Origin of the sequence: Pseudomonas idahonensis (assembly GCF_037903935.1) — a bacterium.
Lineage (GTDB): Bacteria > Pseudomonadota > Gammaproteobacteria > Pseudomonadales > Pseudomonadaceae > Aquipseudomonas > Aquipseudomonas danubii.
In genome coordinates this window covers 1,886,080-1,903,003 of record NZ_CP149586.1, presented here as the reverse complement: position 1 = coordinate 1,903,003, position 16,924 = coordinate 1,886,080, and the positions used below count along the sequence as shown (strand labels likewise).

Sequence of the window (16,924 nt, the reverse complement as noted above, 5' to 3'; positions counted from 1 at the left end):
AGCGCTAAGTCGCAAGCCTCCCTCGGGAAGCTTGCGACTTGTGGCTAGCCTTTGTGCAGCTTGCTGACCAGCTCCGCCTCGGCCTGGGTCAGGCCGCAGGACTGGGTCAGCTCGTCGACACTGGCGCCCATGCCCACCAGGCGCGCGGCCTGGGCGAAGGACAGGCTGGAGGGGTCACGCTGCTCCAGTTGGGCCAGTTTGTCCGGCAACGGCGCCACCACCGCTCGCAGCTCGTGCAGATCCTCGCCCATGCGCACCGTACCGCTCTGGTAATGATCGACGCGCTTGGCCAGCTCCTTGATCCGCTGGTCGCGCACGGCATCGCCTTCGGCCTGCTGGGCAGCGATCTGCCGCTGATTGCGGGTGTACGACAGGAATAGCGCCACAGTGGCGACCCAAAGGATCGCCAGGACAATCACCGCTACCTCGAGGATCAATCAGATACTCTCCAGTTCCGACCATTCCTCTTCGCTCATCATCTTGTCCAGTTCAACCAGAATCAGCAGTTCGCCGTTCTTGTTGCAGACACCCTGAATGAACTTGGCCGACTCTTCGTTACCGACATTCGGCGCGGTCTCGACTTCCGACTGACGCAGGTAAACCACTTCCGCCACGCTGTCGACCATGATCCCGACCACTTGCTTGTCGGCTTCGATGATGACGATCCGGGTGTTGTCGTTGACTTCGGTCGGCACCAGGCCGAAACGCTGACGGGTGTCGATCACGGTGACCACATTGCCCCGCAGGTTGATGATCCCCAGAACATAGCTGGGAGCACCCGGTACCGGAGCGATCTCGGTGTAGCGCAGGACTTCCTGGACGCGCATCACGTTGATGCCGTAGGACTCGTTATCCAGCTTGAAGGTGACCCATTGCAGGATCGGATCTTCGGAACCCTGTGCAGACGACGACTTATTCATACCCTGACCCCTCAAAAAACCGTTGAAAACGGCGTGTGTTCTGTGTGGCCACGTCCGACGGACATAGCCTGTTGTTGGTTTACTTCGGCTTGTGGGCCGCTTGACTGATAGCCATCTGCTTGGCGCCACCGGTGGCAATCAACTCGGCCAGTTCAGCAACGTCAAGCAAGGCGCACATATGCTCAATCACCGTGCCGGCCAGCCACGGACGCTGGCCACGATGACTGCGCCACTTGATTTCGTTGGGGTCCAGGCGCAGGGAGCGACTGACCTGATGCACTGCCAGCCCCCACTCGTAGCCCTGGACCGAGATCACATACTGCAAGCCCTGGCGAAAATCATCACGGTAGCGATCCGGCATGACCCAGCGAGCGGTATCCAGGACTTTCAGATTACCGGCCTGGCTCGGCAGGATGCCGAGGAACCATTCCGGCTGGCCGAACAGCGGTGTCAGTTCCTGCCCTGCCAGGGAGTAGATCGACCCCAGGCACACCAACGGCACTGCCAGGGTCAGGCCGGCGACATCGAACAACAGGCACTCGAAAGGTTCGGCCGCCCAGCTGGGACGGTCGCTACCGGAAACCGGAGGCGGTGTATTGTTCGGCGGCAGATGAACTTCCACCAGTGGCGGCACCAGGGCCTGGAGCATCGGCACCACCGGCGAGATCGAACTCGGCAAGGGTTCCGGCGCCTCCATTACCGCAGGTGCAGGTGCAGCATCCCGGACAGCAGGTGCCGCCTGGTGCTGGGCCTGTGCGTCCCGCGCCTGCTCTTCCAACACTGCAGCCTGGAACTCATCCAGCACTTCGCTGGAAGCCGGGGACATTACCGGCGGGACCGGCGGAGCAACCTGGACCGGAGGCTCCGGTAGCTGTTCCTCTTCGGTAGCATCCTGCAGCAAAGCGTCCAGGTACGACTGCAGCGCCAGCTGAGGCCGGCTCTTGATATCCAGAGGACGGTTCATGAGGATGCCCACGCAAAAACCCCGATACAGTGATCTGTAGGGGTTATCGGCCGAGCGGTCGAGTGACTTGAATAGCGCTTCACGTCAAGCCACCTGCGCCACGAGTTGTTGGGCCAGCAGATGCTTGAGCAAGGCCTTGTAGGCCAGTACACCGCGGCTCTTGCCATCGAACTGAGATGGGGTGACCCCTGCCCGGCTGGCATCCCGCAAGCGGGTATCCACCGGGATATAGCCCTGCCAGATTTCGTCGGGAAACTTGTCCCGCAGAATGCGCAGAGTGCCCAGGGAAGCCTGGGTCCGGCGGTCGAACAGGGTCGGCACAATGGTGAACGGCAGCGGCTGCTTGCGCGAGCGATTGACCATCGCCAGGGTGTTGACCATGCGCTCCAGCCCCTTGACCGCCAAGTGCTCGGTCTGCACCGGGATCACCAGCTGCTGGCTGGCCGCCAGGGCGTTGACCATCAACACACCGAGCAGCGGCGGGCTGTCGATCACCGCGTAATCGAAGTCCTGCCACAGCTGTGCCAGGCTCTTGGCGATCACCAGGCCCAAACCACTCTGCCCCGGTGACTGACGCTCAAGGGTGGCCAGGGCGGTGCTCGACGGCAACAATGAAATGCGCTCATGGCTGGTACCCAGCAACAACTGGCCCGGCAGGTCCTGGGGCACATTGCCCTTGTGCAGGAACAGGTCGTAGCTGCTGTGCTCCAGGCTGTCCGGGTCATAGCCGAAGTAGCTGGTCATGGAACCGTGGGGGTCGAGATCGACCACGACCACGCGCTTGCCCGCCTCGGCCAGCAAACCGGCTAAAGCGATGGAACTGGTGGTTTTACCGACACCACCCTTTTGATTGGCAACTGCCCAGACTCTCATTCGGTTTGTTCCTCCCGCCCGGCCACAGCGGGGCGAGACATAGCGCTAAGTTATAAAGCGGGTGACGGAGAATTGACGGCGCTTCCCTGTACCGGCGTTTTCACTGGGGTTGGTGCAGTTTGTGTGCCAGCACGCTTGAGTGCCGCATCCGGTGTCGCGTTGGCGGTTCCGGTACCGGTCAGGCTGCGACGCACATCCAGGTTGCGCGACACCACCAGCACCACCCGGCGATTGCGCGCCCGGCCTTCGGCGGTGGCATTGTTGGCCACCGGCTGGAATTCGCCATACCCCACCGAAGCCATTCGCGCGGGGTTCACCCCCTGCATCGCCAGCATCCGCACGATGCTCGCCGAGCGGGCCGAAGACAACTCCCAGTTGGTCGGGTACTGCGCGGTCTGGATCGGCAGGTTGTCGGTGAAGCCTTCGACATGAATCGGGTTGTCGAAGGGTTTGAGGATCTTCGCCACCTTGTCGATGATGGTGAACGCCTGATCGCTGGGCATGGCATCGCCGCTGCCGAACAACAGGCTGGAGTTGAGTTCGATCTCCACCCACAACTCATTGCCACGCACAGTCATCTGGTTGGAGCTGATCAGGTCGCCAAAAGCGGCGCTGATGTCATCGGCGATGCTTTTCAGCGGATCACTGCCACCGGAGATGCCGGCGTCGGTCTGTTCGCTGTCCTTGACCAGCGGCTTGGCCGGGGTCACGGTCTTGGGCCGCTCGTCACCGATGGGAATCGGCTTGAGACTGCGATCGGAGTCGGTGAAGACCCCGATCAAGGCTTCGGAAATCACCTTGTACTTGCCCTCGTTGATCGAGGAGATGGAGTACATGACCACGAAAAACGCGAACAGCAAGGTGATGAAGTCGGCGTAGGAAACCAACCAGCGTTCGTGGTTGACGTGTTCTTCTTGCTGGCGACGACGAGCCATAATCAGTCCATGAAGCCTTGCAGCTTCAACTCGATGGAGCGAGGGTTTTCGCCTTCGGCAATCGACAGAATGCCTTCGAGCAACATTTCCCGGTAACGGGACTGGCGCAAGGCAATGGCCTTGAGCTTGGCCGCGATCGGCAACAGCACCAGGTTGGCGCTAGCCACACCGTAGATGGTGGCGACGAAGGCCACGGCGATACCACTGCCCAACTGCGATGGATCAGCCAGGTTGCCCATCACGTGGATCAGGCCCATCACCGCACCGATGATGCCGATGGTCGGCGCATAGCCGCCCATGCTTTCGAAGACCTTGGCAGCCTCAATATCGCGGCTCTCCTGAGTGTAGAAGTCCACCTCAAGGATGCTGCGGATGGCTTCCGGTTCGGCACCATCGACCAACAGCTGCAAGCCTTTGCGCGAATAGGTGTCAGGCTCGGCGTCCGCCACGCCTTCCAGGCCCAGCAGGCCCTCCTTGCGTGCGGTCAGGCTCCAGTTGACCACCCGATCGATGCCCCCGGGCAGGTCCACCCGAGGCGGAAACAGAATCCACACCAGGATCTGCATGGCTCGCTTGAAGGCACTCAAAGGCGACTGCAGCAAGGCCGCGCCGATGGTCCCGCCGAGCACGATCAGTGCCGCCGGGCCATTGGCCAGGGCCGACAGGTGCCCCCCTTCCAGGTAGTTGCCGCCAATGATGGCGACAAACGCCATGATGATCCCGATAAGGCTGAGCACATCCATCAGAGACAGGCCTCGACCAGATGCCGGCCGATGTCGTCCAGGCTGTACACCGCGTCCGCCAGATTGGCTTTGACGATGGCCATGGGCATGCCGTAGATCACGCAGCTGGCTTCATCCTGGGCCCAGACCGCGCTGCCGCCCTGCTTGAGCAGACGCGCGCCTTCACGACCGTCAGCGCCCATACCGGTCAGCACCACCGCCAGAACTTTGTCGCTGTAGGATTTGGCTGCAGAGCCGAAGGTGATGTCCACGCACGGCTTGTAGTTCAGGCGCTCGTCGCCAGGAAGAATCTTCACCGCGCCACGACCGTCGATCATCATCTGCTTGCCGCCCGGCGCCAGCAGCGCCAGGCCTGGACGCAGGATGTCGCCATCCTCCGCTTCCTTGACGCTGATCCGGCACAGCTTGTCCAAACGCTCGGCAAAGGCCTTGGTGAAGGCCGCGGGCATATGCTGAATCAGCACGATAGGTGCCGGGAAGTTGGCCGGCAGTTGGGTCAGGACCCGCTGCAGCGCCACCGGGCCACCGGTGGAAGTACCGATCGCCACCAGCTTGTAGGCCTTGCGCTTGGGCGCTGGCGATGCCGGGCCGGCAGCCGGTGCAGGAGCACGGACTGGAGCAGGCGCAGGCGCCGGACGACTGCCGCCAAAACTCGACGGCGCCGGAGCCGGTGCAGCCGGTTGCGGCGCCGGGGCGCTGTAGCTGCTGAAACGGCGATTACTGCGCGAAATGCTGTGGACTTTCTCGCACAGCAGTTGCTTGACCTTCTCCGGATTGCGCGAGATGTCTTCGAAATTCTTCGGCAGGAAATCCACAGCCCCGGCATCCAGCGCATCGAGGGTCACTCGAGCGCCTTCGTGGGTCAGGGAAGAGAACATCAGGACCGGCGTCGGGCAGCGCTGCATGATATGCCGCACTGCGGTGATGCCATCCATCATCGGCATCTCGTAGTCCATGGTGATCACGTCCGGCTTGAGGGCCAGGGCCTGATCGATCGCCTCTTTACCATTGGTCGCCGTACCGACGACCTGGATATTCGAATCCGCTGAAAGAATTTCCGAGACGCGGCGGCGGAAAAAACCCGAATCGTCCACCACCAGGACTTTGACTGCCATAAACACTCCGTTAGGTGGGGCGAGGCCAACCGCCCCTCCCCGCCGAATCAAATACGCCGTGCGGCGTAACGCTTGAGCATGCTCGGAACATCGAGAATCAGAGCGATGCGGCCGTCACCGGTAATGGTGGCGCCGGACATGCCCGGGGTTCCCTGAAGCATTTTGCCCAAGGGCTTGATGACCACTTCTTCCTGGCCGACCAGTTGATCGACGACAAAACCGATCCGCTGGGTGCCCACCGAAAGGATCACTACGTGGCCTTCACGCTGCTCTTCATGAGCGGCGGAACTGACCAGCCAGCGCTTGAGGTAGAACAGGGGCAATGCCTTGTCACGCACGATCACCACTTCCTGGCCATCCACCACATTGGTGCGGGACAGATCGAGGTGGAAAATCTCGTTGACGTTGACCAGAGGGAAAGCGAACGCCTGGTTGCCCAGCATCACCATCAGGGTCGGCATGATCGCCAGGGTCAACGGCACCTTGATGACGATCTTCGAGCCCTGGCCCTTGGTCGAGTAGATGTTGATCGAACCATTGAGCTGGGAAATCTTGGTCTTCACCACGTCCATGCCCACACCACGGCCGGAGACGTCGGAGATCTCGGTCTTGGTGGAGAAGCCCGGGGCGAAGATCAGGTTGTAGCACTCGGTGTCGCTCAGGCGGTCGGCCGCGTCCTTGTCCATCACGCCGCGCTTGACGGCAATGGCTCGCAGAACGTTGGGGTCCATGCCCTTGCCGTCGTCGGAAATCGACAGGAGGATGTGGTCACCTTCCTGCTCCGCCGCCAGCACCACTTTGCCGCCGCGGGCCTTGCCCGAGGCTTCGCGCTCTTCAGGCGACTCGATGCCATGGTCTACCGCGTTGCGCACCAAGTGCACCAGCGGATCGGCCAGGGCCTCGACCAGGTTCTTGTCGAGGTCGGTTTCTTCCCCCACCAGCTCCAGGTTGATCTCTTTCTTGAGCTGTCGGGCCAAGTCGCGAACCAGACGCGGGAAGCGCCCGAACACCTTCTTGATCGGCTGCATGCGGGTCTTCATCACCGCGGTCTGCAGGTCGGCCGTCACCACGTCCAGGTTCGACACGGCCTTGGACATGGCTTCGTCGCCGCTGTTGAGCCCCAGGCGCACCAGACGGTTACGCACCAGAACCAGCTCGCCCACCATGTTCATGATTTCGTCCAGGCGCGCGGTATCGACCCGCACCGTGGTTTCTGCTTCGCTGGCAGGCTTTTCCGCTGGTGGCGCAGCTGCGGCACGAGCCGGTGCCGGTGCTGCAGCCGCTGCCGGTTTTGGCGCCTCGGCCTTGGCTTCGGGCTTCTTCGCCACGGGCTTGGCGACGGCTGTGCTGGTTGCAGCAGCCGGTGCCGCGGCAACAGCCGCTGCCGGTTTGGCCGCACCCGGAGCTTCAGAGAACTTGCCCTTGCCGTGCAGCTCATCGAGCAGGGATTCGAATTCGTGATCGGTGATCAGGTCGCTGCCGGCTGCGGCGGCGCTTGGCGCCGGCGCGGCAGGCACCGCGGCCACTGCTGACTCCAGTGCGTCCACGGCAAAGTTGCCCTTGCCATGCAACTGGTCCAGCAGGGCTTCGAATTCGTCATCGGTGATTTCGTCGCCCGCCGCGGCAGCACCAGCGGCAGCAGGAGGCGCTGCGGTGGCTACGGCATCGGGTGCGAACTGCCCCTTGCCATGCAGTTGGTCCAGCAGGGACTCAAACTCAGCATCGGTGATCTCGTCGCTGGCGGGCTCGCCCTCGGCCACCGGTGCGGCAGCAGGTGCGGCTTCGGCGTCGGCCTTGGCGGCATTCAGCGAGTCGAGCAAGAGTTCGAATTCGTTATCGGTGATGTCCCCTGACGGAGCCTGCGCTTCAGGCTCGACAACGGCTTCGGCCACTTCTTCAACCACCGGCGCTGCAGGTTCGGCACCGGCAGGCTCAGCCAGGCGCGCCAAGGCGGCCAGCAGCTCAGGTGTCGCGGCAGTAATTTCGGTGCGCTCACGGACCTGGCCAAACATGCCGTTCACCGCGTCCAGAGCCTCAAGCACCACGTCCATCAGTTCCGAGTCGACCCGCCGCTCACCCTTGCGCAGGATGTCGAAGACGTTCTCGGCGATGTGACAGCACTCCACCAGCTCATTGAGCTGGAGGAAGCCGGCGCCCCCTTTAACAGTGTGAAAACCGCGAAAAATTGCATTGAGCAAGTCCGCATCATCTGGCCGGCTTTCCAGCTCGACCAGTTGTTCGGACAGTTGCTCTAGAATCTCGCCGGCCTCAACCAGGAAATCCTGAAGGATCTCTTCATCGGCGCCGAAGCTCATTAATGGGTGCTCCTAGAATCCAAGGCTGGAAAGCAAATCGTCTACATCGTCCTGACCGGACATAACGTCTTCCCGTTTATCGGCATGAATCTGCGGACCTTCACCCTTGGCGAGATGTTTTTGCGGATCTTTTTCAGCGAGGATCGATTCACGGTCATGTTCGATGCCAGCGAAACGATCGACCTGACTGGCCATCAAGACGAGTTTGAGCAGATTGCTTTCGACTTCCGTGACCAACTGGGTCACACGCTTGATCACCTGACCGGTCAGGTCCTGGTAATCCTGCGCCAGCAGAATGTCGTTGAGGTGGCCCGAGACGGTGCGGGTTTCCTGCTCGCTACGCGTCAGGAAACTGTCGACCCGGCGTGCCAGTTCGCGAAACTCTTCAGCGCCGACCTCGCGCCGCATAAAGCGCCCCCAGTCTGCGCTCAAGGCCTGGGCTTCAGTGCTCAGGCCATTGACCAACGGAGTGCTGATCTCTACCAGATCCATGGTGCGGTTGGCGGCGGCTTCCGTGAGCCGGACCACATAGGACAGGCGCTCAGTGGCATCCGTGATCTGTGAAACTTCCTCGGCTTGCGGCATGTGCGGGTCAATCTGGAAATTGACGATCGCGCTATGCAGCTCGCGGGTGAGCTTGCCCACTTCCTGATACAGGCCGCGGTCACGGGTCTGATTGAGCTCATGGATCAATTGCACCGCTTCGCCAAACCTGCCCTTTTCAAGGCTTTCGACCAGTTCCAGCGCATGTTTTTTCAGGGTCGACTCAAAGTCGCCCAGTGAAGATTCGTTATGCTCCATAGCTCCCCCGTGGCGGAATGGCTACGTACATCAACCGATGCGTTCGAAGATCTTTTCGATCTTCTCTTTCAACGCCTGAGCCGTGAATGGTTTGACGACATAGCCGTTTACGCCGGCCTGGGCCGCTTCGATGATCTGCTCGCGCTTGGCTTCAGCAGTCACCATCAATACCGGCAGGTGCTTGAGTTTTTCATCGGCACGCACGTGGCGCAGCAGGTCGATACCGGTCATGCCCGGCATGTTCCAGTCCGTTACCAGAAAGTCGATGCTCCCGCTGTTGAGTACCGGAATGGCGGTAGTGCCATCGTCGGCCTCGACCGTGTTGGTGAAACCCAGATCACGCAACAGGTTTTTTATGATCCGCCGCATCGTTGAAAAGTCATCAACGATGAGGATTTTCATGTTCTTGTCCAATTCGACCTCCAAGCAGTCTTAAACGCATCCAGCACCTGAACGCGCCATTCAATCAATTCGGCATAACACACAACGACTGCATGGAGCACATACTGCAAGACCGGTGCAGCGCTTGCTTCACCGGTCCTGATCGCAGTGTCCCCACACTGCCTGTCAGCGCGCTCGCCACTCCCCCAAACGCCCCCGCAAGCGGGCTGCGCACTGGCTGTGTAACTGGCTGACCCGCGACTCGCTGACCCCCAGGACCTCACCGATTTCCTTGAGGTTCAGCTCTTCGTCGTAGTACAGCGCCAACACCAGTCGCTCGCGCTCCGGCAAATTGGCAATCGCATCCGCCAACGCAGCCTGGAAGCGTTCATCCTCCAGGTCCCGTGACGGCTCGAGATGAGCACTGGCGCCATCCTCATGCAGCCCTTCATGTTCGCCGTCCTGCAACAGATCGTCGAAACTGAACAGGCGGCTGCCCAAGGTGTCGTTCAAAATCCCGTAATAATCGTCGAGACTCAATTGAAGTTCGGCCGCAACTTCGTGATCTTTAGCGTCGCGACCGGTTTTAGCTTCAATTGCGCGAATGGCATCACTGACCATGCGCGTATTACGGTGCACCGAACGCGGTGCCCAATCGCCTTTGCGAACCTCGTCGAGCATCGCCCCGCGGATACGGATACCCGCGTAGGTTTCGAAACTCGCCCCCTTGCTCGCGTCGTACTTGGTCGACACTTCGAGCAAACCGATCATTCCGGCCTGAATCAGGTCTTCCACCTGAACACTGGCCGGCAACCGCGCCAGCAGGTGATAGGCAATACGCTTGACCAGGGGCGCATAGCGCTCGATCAATTCGTATTGGCTGTCACGTGCCGACTTCTTGTAGAGGTTGTAGCCGCTGGCAGTCATAGCACCGGTCCCGCTGTTTGATGCACTAGGCGCTCGACAAAAAACTCCAGATGCCCGCGTGGGTTCGCCGGCAACGGCCAGGTATCGACTTTTTGCGCGATGGCCTTGAACGCCAATGCACACTTCGAACGAGGAAAGGCTTCATAGACCGCACGCTGCTTTTGCACGGCCTTGCGTACGCTTTCGTCGTAGGGAACTGCGCCGACGTATTGTAAGGCCACGTCCAGGAAACGATCCGTGACCTTGGTCAATTTTGCAAACAGGTTGCGCCCTTCCTGAGGACTCTGGGCCATGTTGGCCAAGACCCGGAAACGGTTCATGCCGTAGTCGCGGTTGAGCAACTTGATCAGCGCGTAGGCGTCGGTGATGGAGGTCGGTTCGTCGCAGACCACCAGCAACACTTCCTGGGCAGCGCGGACGAAACTGACTACCGAGTCACCAATGCCCGCAGCGGTGTCAATCACCAGCACATCGAGATTGTCGCCGATGTCGCTGAAGGCCTGGATCAGGCCCGCATGCTGGGCAGGACTCAGGTGCACCATGCTTTGGGTGCCCGAGGCGGCCGGAACGATGCGAATGCCGCCAGGCCCCTGGAGCAGCACGTCGCGCAGCTCACAGCGCCCTTCGATGACATCCGCCAGGGTGCGTTTGGGGGTCAGACCCAGTAGGACATCGACGTTGGCCAGTCCCAGATCGGCGTCCAGCAGCAAGACCCGCCGACCGAGCTCAGCCAGAGCCAGGGACAAGTTCACTGACACATTAGTCTTGCCGACGCCACCTTTGCCGCCGGTCACCGCAATCACCTGTACGGGATGCATGCTGCCCATGTTCTTTCTTTACCTTGTCTTACTTAGACGGGGCCACATAACTGGCTGCGCGTTCACCATTGGAACAATGCATGGCAGACCATCGATGTAGATACACTGCAATCTATTCATGTCTACCTCAGCCGACCCGCTTGGTCGGGCTGTGATAGAGGTCAGCGAACATGTCGGCCATGGCTTCTTCGCTGGGTTCTTCCTGCATCTGCACACTGACAGCACGACTCACCAACTGGTGACGGCGAGGCAGATGCAAATCGTCGGGAATCCGTGGGCCATCGGTGAGATAGGCCACTGGCAATTCGTGACTGATGGCCAGGCTCAAGACCTCGCCAAGACTAGCTGTTTCATCCAGTTTCGTGAGGATGCAACCGGCCAGACCGCAGCGCTTGTAGCTGTGGTAGGCAGCCGTCAGCACCTGCTTCTGGCTGGTGGTGGCCAGCACCAGGTAATTCTTCGCCCGAATCCCACGACCGGCCAGGCTTTCCAGTTGCATGCGCAACGCCGGGTCGCTGGCTTGCAGGCCGGCGGTGTCGATCAACACCACGCGCTTGCGCAGCAGCGGGTCCAGGGCTTGAGCCAGGGACTGACCAGGATCGACATGGGTCACCGACACATTAAGGATGCGCCCCAGGGTCTTGAGCTGCTCCTGGGCGCCAATACGGAAGCTGTCCATGCTCACCAGAGCAATGTTCTGTGCGCCGTACTTGAGTACATAGCGCGCTGCCAGCTTGGCCAGGGTGGTGGTCTTGCCCATGCCGGCAGGACCGACCATGGCAATCACGCCCCCCTCTTCGAGCGGCTCGACTTCCGGGGTCTGGATCATCCGCGCCAGGTGCGCCAGCAACATGCGCCAGGCCTGGCGGGGCTCGTCGATTTCGCTGATCAGTGCCAGCAGGTCGCGCGCCAGCGGGCCGGACAGGCCGATGCGCTGCAGGCGACGCCAGAGGTTGGCCTGCTCCGGGCGACTGCCCTGCAACTGGCTCCAGGCCAGGGAGCCCAACTGCACTTCCAGCAGCTCACGCAGACCGTTGAGTTCGAAACGCATGGAGTCCAAGGCCCGGTTATCGGGCGCCGGAGCAACAGGAGCCGGGGCCGGACGCGGACGCTCGGTCAGGGTCGGCTCGATCAGCGGCTCGGCGGCAGTCAACGGCAGACCGGCGAACAACTGGCGATTGGTGATCGAGGCACTGTCGCCCTCGCCCCGCAGGCTCAGTTCGGCCTGGGCAGTGACGATACGCGACTGGGTCTTGCGCAACTCGTCTTCAAGTTCCATGTTCGGAACCCGCGGCGACAAGGCTGACAACTTGTAATCCAGGGCAGCCGTCAACTCGACGCCCCCGGCAATCCGCCGGTTGCCGATAATGGCGGCTTCAGCGCCCAACTCATCACGAACCAGTTTCATGGCCTGACGCATATCGGCGGCGAAAAAACGCTTAACTTGCATAACCCACTACCTCAGCCGTTGGGCCCTACTGTCGCAACGATGGTCACTTGCTTGTTGTCGGGAATTTCCTGGTACGCCAGCACATGCAACCCGGGAACGGCGAGACGCCCGAACCGCGAGAGCATGGCGCGGACCGGACCCGCTACCAACAGAATCACCGGTTGACCTTGCATCTCTTGACGCTGCGCCGCTTCGATCAGCGAACGTTGCAGCTTTTCAGCCATGCTTGGCTCCAGCAGAACGCCTTCTTCCTGGCCTTGTCCTGCCTTCTGCAAACTGCTGAGCAAAATTTGTTCCAACCTTGGCTCCAAGGTAATCACAGGCAGCTCAGACTCAGTACCTACAATGCTTTGGACGATGGCGCGAGACAAGCCGACCCGAACCGCGGCAACCAAAGCGGCAGTATCTTGACTCTTGGCGGCATTGTTGGCGATCGCCTCGGCAATGCTGCGGATGTCCCGTACCGGCACCTGTTCGGCCAGCAGCGCCTGCAACACCTTGAGCAACTGCGACAACGACAGCACACCCGGCACCAACTCCTCGGCCAGTTTCGGCGAACTCTTGGCCAGCACTTGCAGCAACTGCTGCACCTCCTCGTGACCAATCAGCTCGCTGGAGTGCTTGTACAGAATCTGGTTCAAGTGGGTGGCGACCACGGTACTGGCGTCCACCACGGTGTAGCCCAGGGACTGCGCCTGAGGCCGCTGGCTGATTTCGATCCACACCGCCTCCAGGCCAAAGGCCGGGTCACGGGCCGAGATACCGTTGAGGGTGCCGTAGACCTGCCCGGGGTTGATCGCCAGTTCGCGATCCGGATAGATCTCGGCCTCCGCCAGGATCACCCCCATCAGGGTCAGGCGATAGGCACTGGGGGCCAGGTCCAGGTTGTCACGGATATGCACAGTGGGCATAAGGAAGCCCAGGTCCTGGGACAGCTTCTTGCGCACACCCTTGATCCGCGCCAGCAGTTGCCCGCCCTGGTTGCGATCCACCAAAGGAATCAGGCGGTAGCCAACTTCCAGGCCGATCATGTCGATTGGAGTCACATCGTCCCAACCCAGCTCCTTGGTCTCCATGGCCCGAGCCGGAGAAGGCAGCAAGTCTTGCTGACGCTGGACTTCTTCCTGAGCCTTGACCTTGACCAGGTTCTGCTTTCTCCAGAGCAGATAAGCTGCACCACCGGCCACTGCCGCCAGGCTGAGGAAGGAGAAGTGCGGCATGCCCGGCACCAGCCCCATCACCGCCATCAGGCCAGCAGCCACTGCCAGCGCCTTGGGCGAAGCGAACATCTGCCGGTTGATCTGCTTGCCCATATCTTCGGAGCCCGAAGCACGAGTCACCATGATGGCGGCCGCGGTGGACAGCAGCAGCGATGGCAACTGCGCCACCAAACCGTCACCGATGGTCAGCAAGGCATAGACCTTGCCGGCGTCGGCAAAGGTCATGTTGTGCTGGAAGATACCGACCGCCATGCCGCCGATCAGGTTGATAAAGAGGATCAGCAGGCCGGCGATGGCGTCGCCGCGAACGAATTTGCTGGCACCGTCCATGGAGCCGTAGAACTCGGCCTCCTGAGCCACTTCCAGACGGCGCAGCTTGGCCTGATTCTGATCGATCAGGCCAGCGTTGAGGTCGGCGTCGATGGCCATCTGTTTGCCGGGCATGGCATCCAGGGTGAAGCGCGCGCTCACCTCGGAGATCCGCCCGGCACCCTTGGTCACCACCACGAAGTTGATGATCATGAGGATCGCGAAGACCACGATACCCACGACATAGTTACCGCCGATCACCACCTCACCAAAGGCCTGGATCACCTTACCAGCGGCGGCATGGCCTTCCTGACCGTGGAGCATCACCACCCGGGTCGAGGCCACGTTGAGTGCCAACCGCAACAAGGTGGCTACCAGCAGAATGGTGGGGAACACCGCGAAATCCAGTGGTCGCAGGGCGTACACACAGACCAGCAGGACTACGATCGACAGGGCAATGTTGAAGGTGAAGAACACATCCAGCAGGAACGCCGGCACTGGCAGCATCATCATGGCCAGCATGACCAACAGCAGCACAGGTACACCCAGGTTGCCTCGACCGAGGTCAACCAGGTTACTGCGAGCCGTGTTGATTAACTGAGAGCGATCCACCGATTTACCCCGTTCCGTAAAGCAAACTTTTGACGCCTGAAGCGGCTCGGGGCTGCTACTGCAAGAAGCCTTCCAACTTTGCCAAAGCGGCGCAATCCCATCCTTGACCAGGAAGAACCGGGCTACCGGCGAACAAGACCGCAGGACCACCATTGTCGGCTAGCGAAGCGCCCTGGGTCAGCTGCAAGAAACAAGGTTACAAGGCGAAATAATGGCAATTAGCCATTTTTCTGACGAAAGCAGGACGCACTCGTTGGCAAGCCAGGCCCTGCATGCCTGCAGCTACACAGGCTCGATGGGGCCGCCCGAGGATTGCTTGCCGCCAGTGTCACGCCGCAGATCCGCCGGAATCGGCAAGTCCTTGAGCGGGTCCGGACGCTTGCCCTTGCCCGCGCGGTGCTGGCGGATCTGATAGACGTAGGCCAGGACCTGGGCCACCGCCAGGTACAGGCCCGCAGGGATTTCTTCTTCAAGCTCAGTGGAGTAATAGATGGAACGCGCCAAAGCCGGCGACTCCAGCAGCATCACTTCATGGGCCACGGCAATCTCGCGGATTTTCAGGGCCAAGAAATCACTGCCCTTGGCCAGCAACACCGGAGCCCCACCCTTCTCGGCGTCATACTTGAGGGCAACGGCGTAGTGAGTCGGGTTGGTGATCACCACGTCAGCCTCGGGGATTGCCGCCATCATCCGCCGCTGAGACATCTCGCGCTGGGTCTGGCGAATCCGCTGTTTGACCTCAGGACGACCTTCCTGGTCCTTGTGCTCGTCACGCACCTCCTGCTTGGTCATCAACAACTTCTTATGGGCCTGGTAAATCTGCACCGGCACATCCACCGCCGCGATCAGGATCAGCCCGCACGCCATCCACAACGTGCTCCAGCCCACCACCTGGACGCTGTGGATGATCGCCAGTTCAAGCGGTTCGTGGGCAATGCGCAGCAGATCATCAATGTCCGCCGACAGCACCGAAAGCGCCACGAACAGCACCAGGCCGAATTTGGCCAGGGCCTTGAGCAGCTCGATCAACGCATTGGTGGAAAACATCCGCTTAAGACCACTAGCCGGATTCATCCGACTGAACTTGGGCGCCAGACTCTTGCCCGCGAACAACCAGCCCCCGAGGGAAATCGGCCCGATGATGGCCGCCAGCAGCAAGGTCAGCAGCACCGGCTGCACCGCCAGGATGGCGATCTTGCCCGAGTGCAGCAGGTACTGCCCCATGGCTCCCGGGCTGAGCAGCACCTCCCGGGGCAAGGAGAAATTCAGACGCATGATTTCCAGCAGGTCCTGGGCCAGACCACCGCCATACACCAGCAGACCGCCCGCCCCTGCCAACATGACGGCCAGGGTATTGAGCTCCTTGGAACGGGCAATCTCACCCTTTTCCCGGGAGTCCTTCTTGCGTTTCTCCGTGGGGTCTTCTGTCTTGTCCTGACCGCTCTCGCTTTCTGCCATGGCTCAACGCGCCTTTGCCAGTTCGCGTAAAAACTGCAGGGCCTCGGAGGCCAGCGGTTGATACTGATTGAGAATGTCAGCCAGGCTGACCCAGACAATGCCCATGCCGAGCACCAGCGTCAGGGGAAAGCCGATGGAGAAGATATTCAATTGCGGGGCGGCTCGGGTCATCACGCCAAAGGCGATGTTGACCACCAGCAGCGCGGTGATCGCCGGCAGTACCAGCAACAGCGCAGCCCCCATGACCCAACCGAGCTTGCCCGCCAGCTCCCAGTAGTGGTTGACCATCAGGCCACCGCCCACTGGCAGGGTGGTGAAGCTTTCGGTAAGGACTTCAAAGACCACCAGATGGCCGTTCATGGCCAGGAACAGCAGGGTCACCAGCATGGTGAAAAACTGCCCGATCACCGCCACCGAGACGCCGTTGGTAGGGTCGACCATGGAAGCGAAGCCCATGCCCATCTGGATCGCCACGATCTGCCCGGCGATCACAAAGGACTGGAAGAACAGCTGCAGGGAAAACCCCAGCACCGCACCGATCAGAATCTGCTCGGCAATCAGCAGCAGGCCGCTGAGATCCAAGGCACGCACTTCGGGCATGGGCGGCAGGCCCGGGACTATGACCACGGTAATCGCCAGGGCGAAATACAAACGCACGCGACGCGGCACCAGAGTGGTACCGAATATCGGCATCACCATCAGCAGCGAGGTGACCCGGAACAGCGGCAACATGAAGCTCGCCACCCAGGTACTGATCTGAGTGTCGGTCAGCGCCAACAGGGACATCGGCTCAGCCGATCAGCTGAGGAATACTGCCGTACAACTGACGGATGTATTCCATGAAGGTTTGCACCAGCCAGGGACCGGCGACAATCAGGGTCACCAGCATCACCAGCAAGCGCGGCAGAAAGCTCAGGGTCTGTTCGTTGATCTGGGTGGCCGCCTGGAACATGGCCACCATCAAGCCCACCAGCAGGCTGGGCACCACCAGCACTGCCACCATCAGAGTGGTCAGCCAGAGGGCTTCGCGAAACAGGTCTACCGCGACTTCAGGAGTCATTGTCGAGCACCCGCAAACAAGGT

Annotated in this window: 17 protein-coding genes; all 17 read right to left on the bottom strand. The window is 60.9% G+C overall.

Features of this window, described 5'->3' with window-relative positions; all coding sequences use genetic code 11:
* Positions 1-44 precede the first annotated feature (44 nt).
* Positions 45-437 carry a DUF2802 domain-containing protein gene (locus WIN67_RS08635; RefSeq protein WP_102864001.1) on the bottom strand — a complete coding sequence of 131 codons (393 nt, stop codon included), beginning with the start codon at positions 435-437 and terminating at the stop codon, positions 45-47.
* Positions 438-920, bottom strand: coding sequence for a chemotaxis protein CheW (locus WIN67_RS08630; protein WP_011060011.1), 483 nt, complete (start codon positions 918-920; stop codon positions 438-440). It abuts the gene before it with no gap.
* Positions 921-999: 79 nt separating this feature from the next.
* The gene (locus WIN67_RS08625; RefSeq protein ID WP_170001269.1) at positions 1,000-1,884 is read right to left on the bottom strand and encodes a CheW domain-containing protein; all 885 of its coding nucleotides are present in this window, start codon (positions 1,882-1,884) and stop codon (positions 1,000-1,002) included.
* A gap of 84 nt (positions 1,885-1,968) precedes the next feature.
* Entirely contained in the window at positions 1,969-2,757 is a 789-nt protein-coding gene (locus WIN67_RS08620; protein WP_102864003.1) for a ParA family protein, read from the bottom strand.
* A 50-nt stretch (positions 2,758-2,807) separates the two neighbouring features.
* The gene (motD, locus tag WIN67_RS08615; RefSeq protein ID WP_371826159.1) at positions 2,808-3,695 is read right to left on the bottom strand and encodes a flagellar motor protein MotD; all 888 of its coding nucleotides are present in this window, start codon (positions 3,693-3,695) and stop codon (positions 2,808-2,810) included.
* Positions 3,695-4,435, bottom strand: coding sequence for a flagellar motor protein (locus WIN67_RS08610; protein ID WP_102864005.1), 741 nt, complete (start codon positions 4,433-4,435; stop codon positions 3,695-3,697). Before WIN67_RS08610 ends, motD begins: the two co-directional genes overlap by 1 nt.
* Positions 4,435-5,550 (bottom strand): protein-glutamate methylesterase/protein-glutamine glutaminase, encoded by a 1,116-nt coding sequence (locus WIN67_RS08605; RefSeq protein WP_102864006.1) that lies wholly within the window; start codon positions 5,548-5,550, stop codon positions 4,435-4,437. The genes WIN67_RS08610 and WIN67_RS08605 overlap by 1 nt, the downstream gene beginning before the upstream one ends.
* A gap of 47 nt (positions 5,551-5,597) precedes the next feature.
* Positions 5,598-7,865, bottom strand: coding sequence for a chemotaxis protein CheA (locus WIN67_RS08600; protein ID WP_110595162.1), 2,268 nt, complete (start codon positions 7,863-7,865; stop codon positions 5,598-5,600).
* Positions 7,866-7,877: 12 nt separating this feature from the next.
* Entirely contained in the window at positions 7,878-8,666 is a 789-nt protein-coding gene (locus WIN67_RS08595; protein WP_102864008.1) for a protein phosphatase CheZ, read from the bottom strand.
* Positions 8,667-8,696: 30 nt separating this feature from the next.
* Positions 8,697-9,068, bottom strand: coding sequence for a chemotaxis response regulator CheY (locus WIN67_RS08590; RefSeq protein WP_003183998.1), 372 nt, complete (start codon positions 9,066-9,068; stop codon positions 8,697-8,699).
* Between the two features lie 165 nt (positions 9,069-9,233).
* Positions 9,234-9,974: an RNA polymerase sigma factor FliA gene (gene fliA / locus WIN67_RS08585; RefSeq protein WP_011060003.1), complete on the bottom strand. Its 741-nt coding sequence runs from the start codon at positions 9,972-9,974 to the stop codon at positions 9,234-9,236.
* Positions 9,971-10,801 (bottom strand): flagellar synthesis regulator FleN, encoded by an 831-nt coding sequence (gene fleN / locus WIN67_RS08580; RefSeq protein ID WP_016963180.1) that lies wholly within the window; start codon positions 10,799-10,801, stop codon positions 9,971-9,973. Before fleN ends, fliA begins: the two co-directional genes overlap by 4 nt.
* A gap of 118 nt (positions 10,802-10,919) precedes the next feature.
* Positions 10,920-12,242, bottom strand: a complete 1,323-nt coding sequence (gene flhF, locus WIN67_RS08575) for a flagellar biosynthesis protein FlhF (protein ID WP_102864009.1) — start codon at positions 12,240-12,242, stop codon at positions 10,920-10,922.
* A gap of 11 nt (positions 12,243-12,253) precedes the next feature.
* Positions 12,254-14,383, bottom strand: coding sequence for a flagellar biosynthesis protein FlhA (gene flhA, locus WIN67_RS08570; RefSeq protein WP_102864010.1), 2,130 nt, complete (start codon positions 14,381-14,383; stop codon positions 12,254-12,256).
* A 282-nt stretch (positions 14,384-14,665) separates the two neighbouring features.
* Positions 14,666-15,841 (bottom strand): flagellar biosynthesis protein FlhB, encoded by a 1,176-nt coding sequence (gene flhB / locus WIN67_RS08565; RefSeq protein ID WP_110595161.1) that lies wholly within the window; start codon positions 15,839-15,841, stop codon positions 14,666-14,668.
* A gap of 3 nt (positions 15,842-15,844) precedes the next feature.
* Complete coding sequence (gene fliR, locus WIN67_RS08560; RefSeq protein WP_102878865.1) at positions 15,845-16,627, bottom strand: flagellar biosynthetic protein FliR; 783 nt, start codon at positions 16,625-16,627, stop codon at positions 15,845-15,847.
* Positions 16,628-16,631: 4 nt separating this feature from the next.
* On the bottom strand, positions 16,632-16,901 hold the full coding sequence (fliQ, locus tag WIN67_RS08555) for a flagellar biosynthesis protein FliQ (protein ID WP_102864013.1): 270 nt from the start codon (positions 16,899-16,901) through the stop codon (positions 16,632-16,634).
* Positions 16,902-16,924 lie beyond the last annotated feature (23 nt).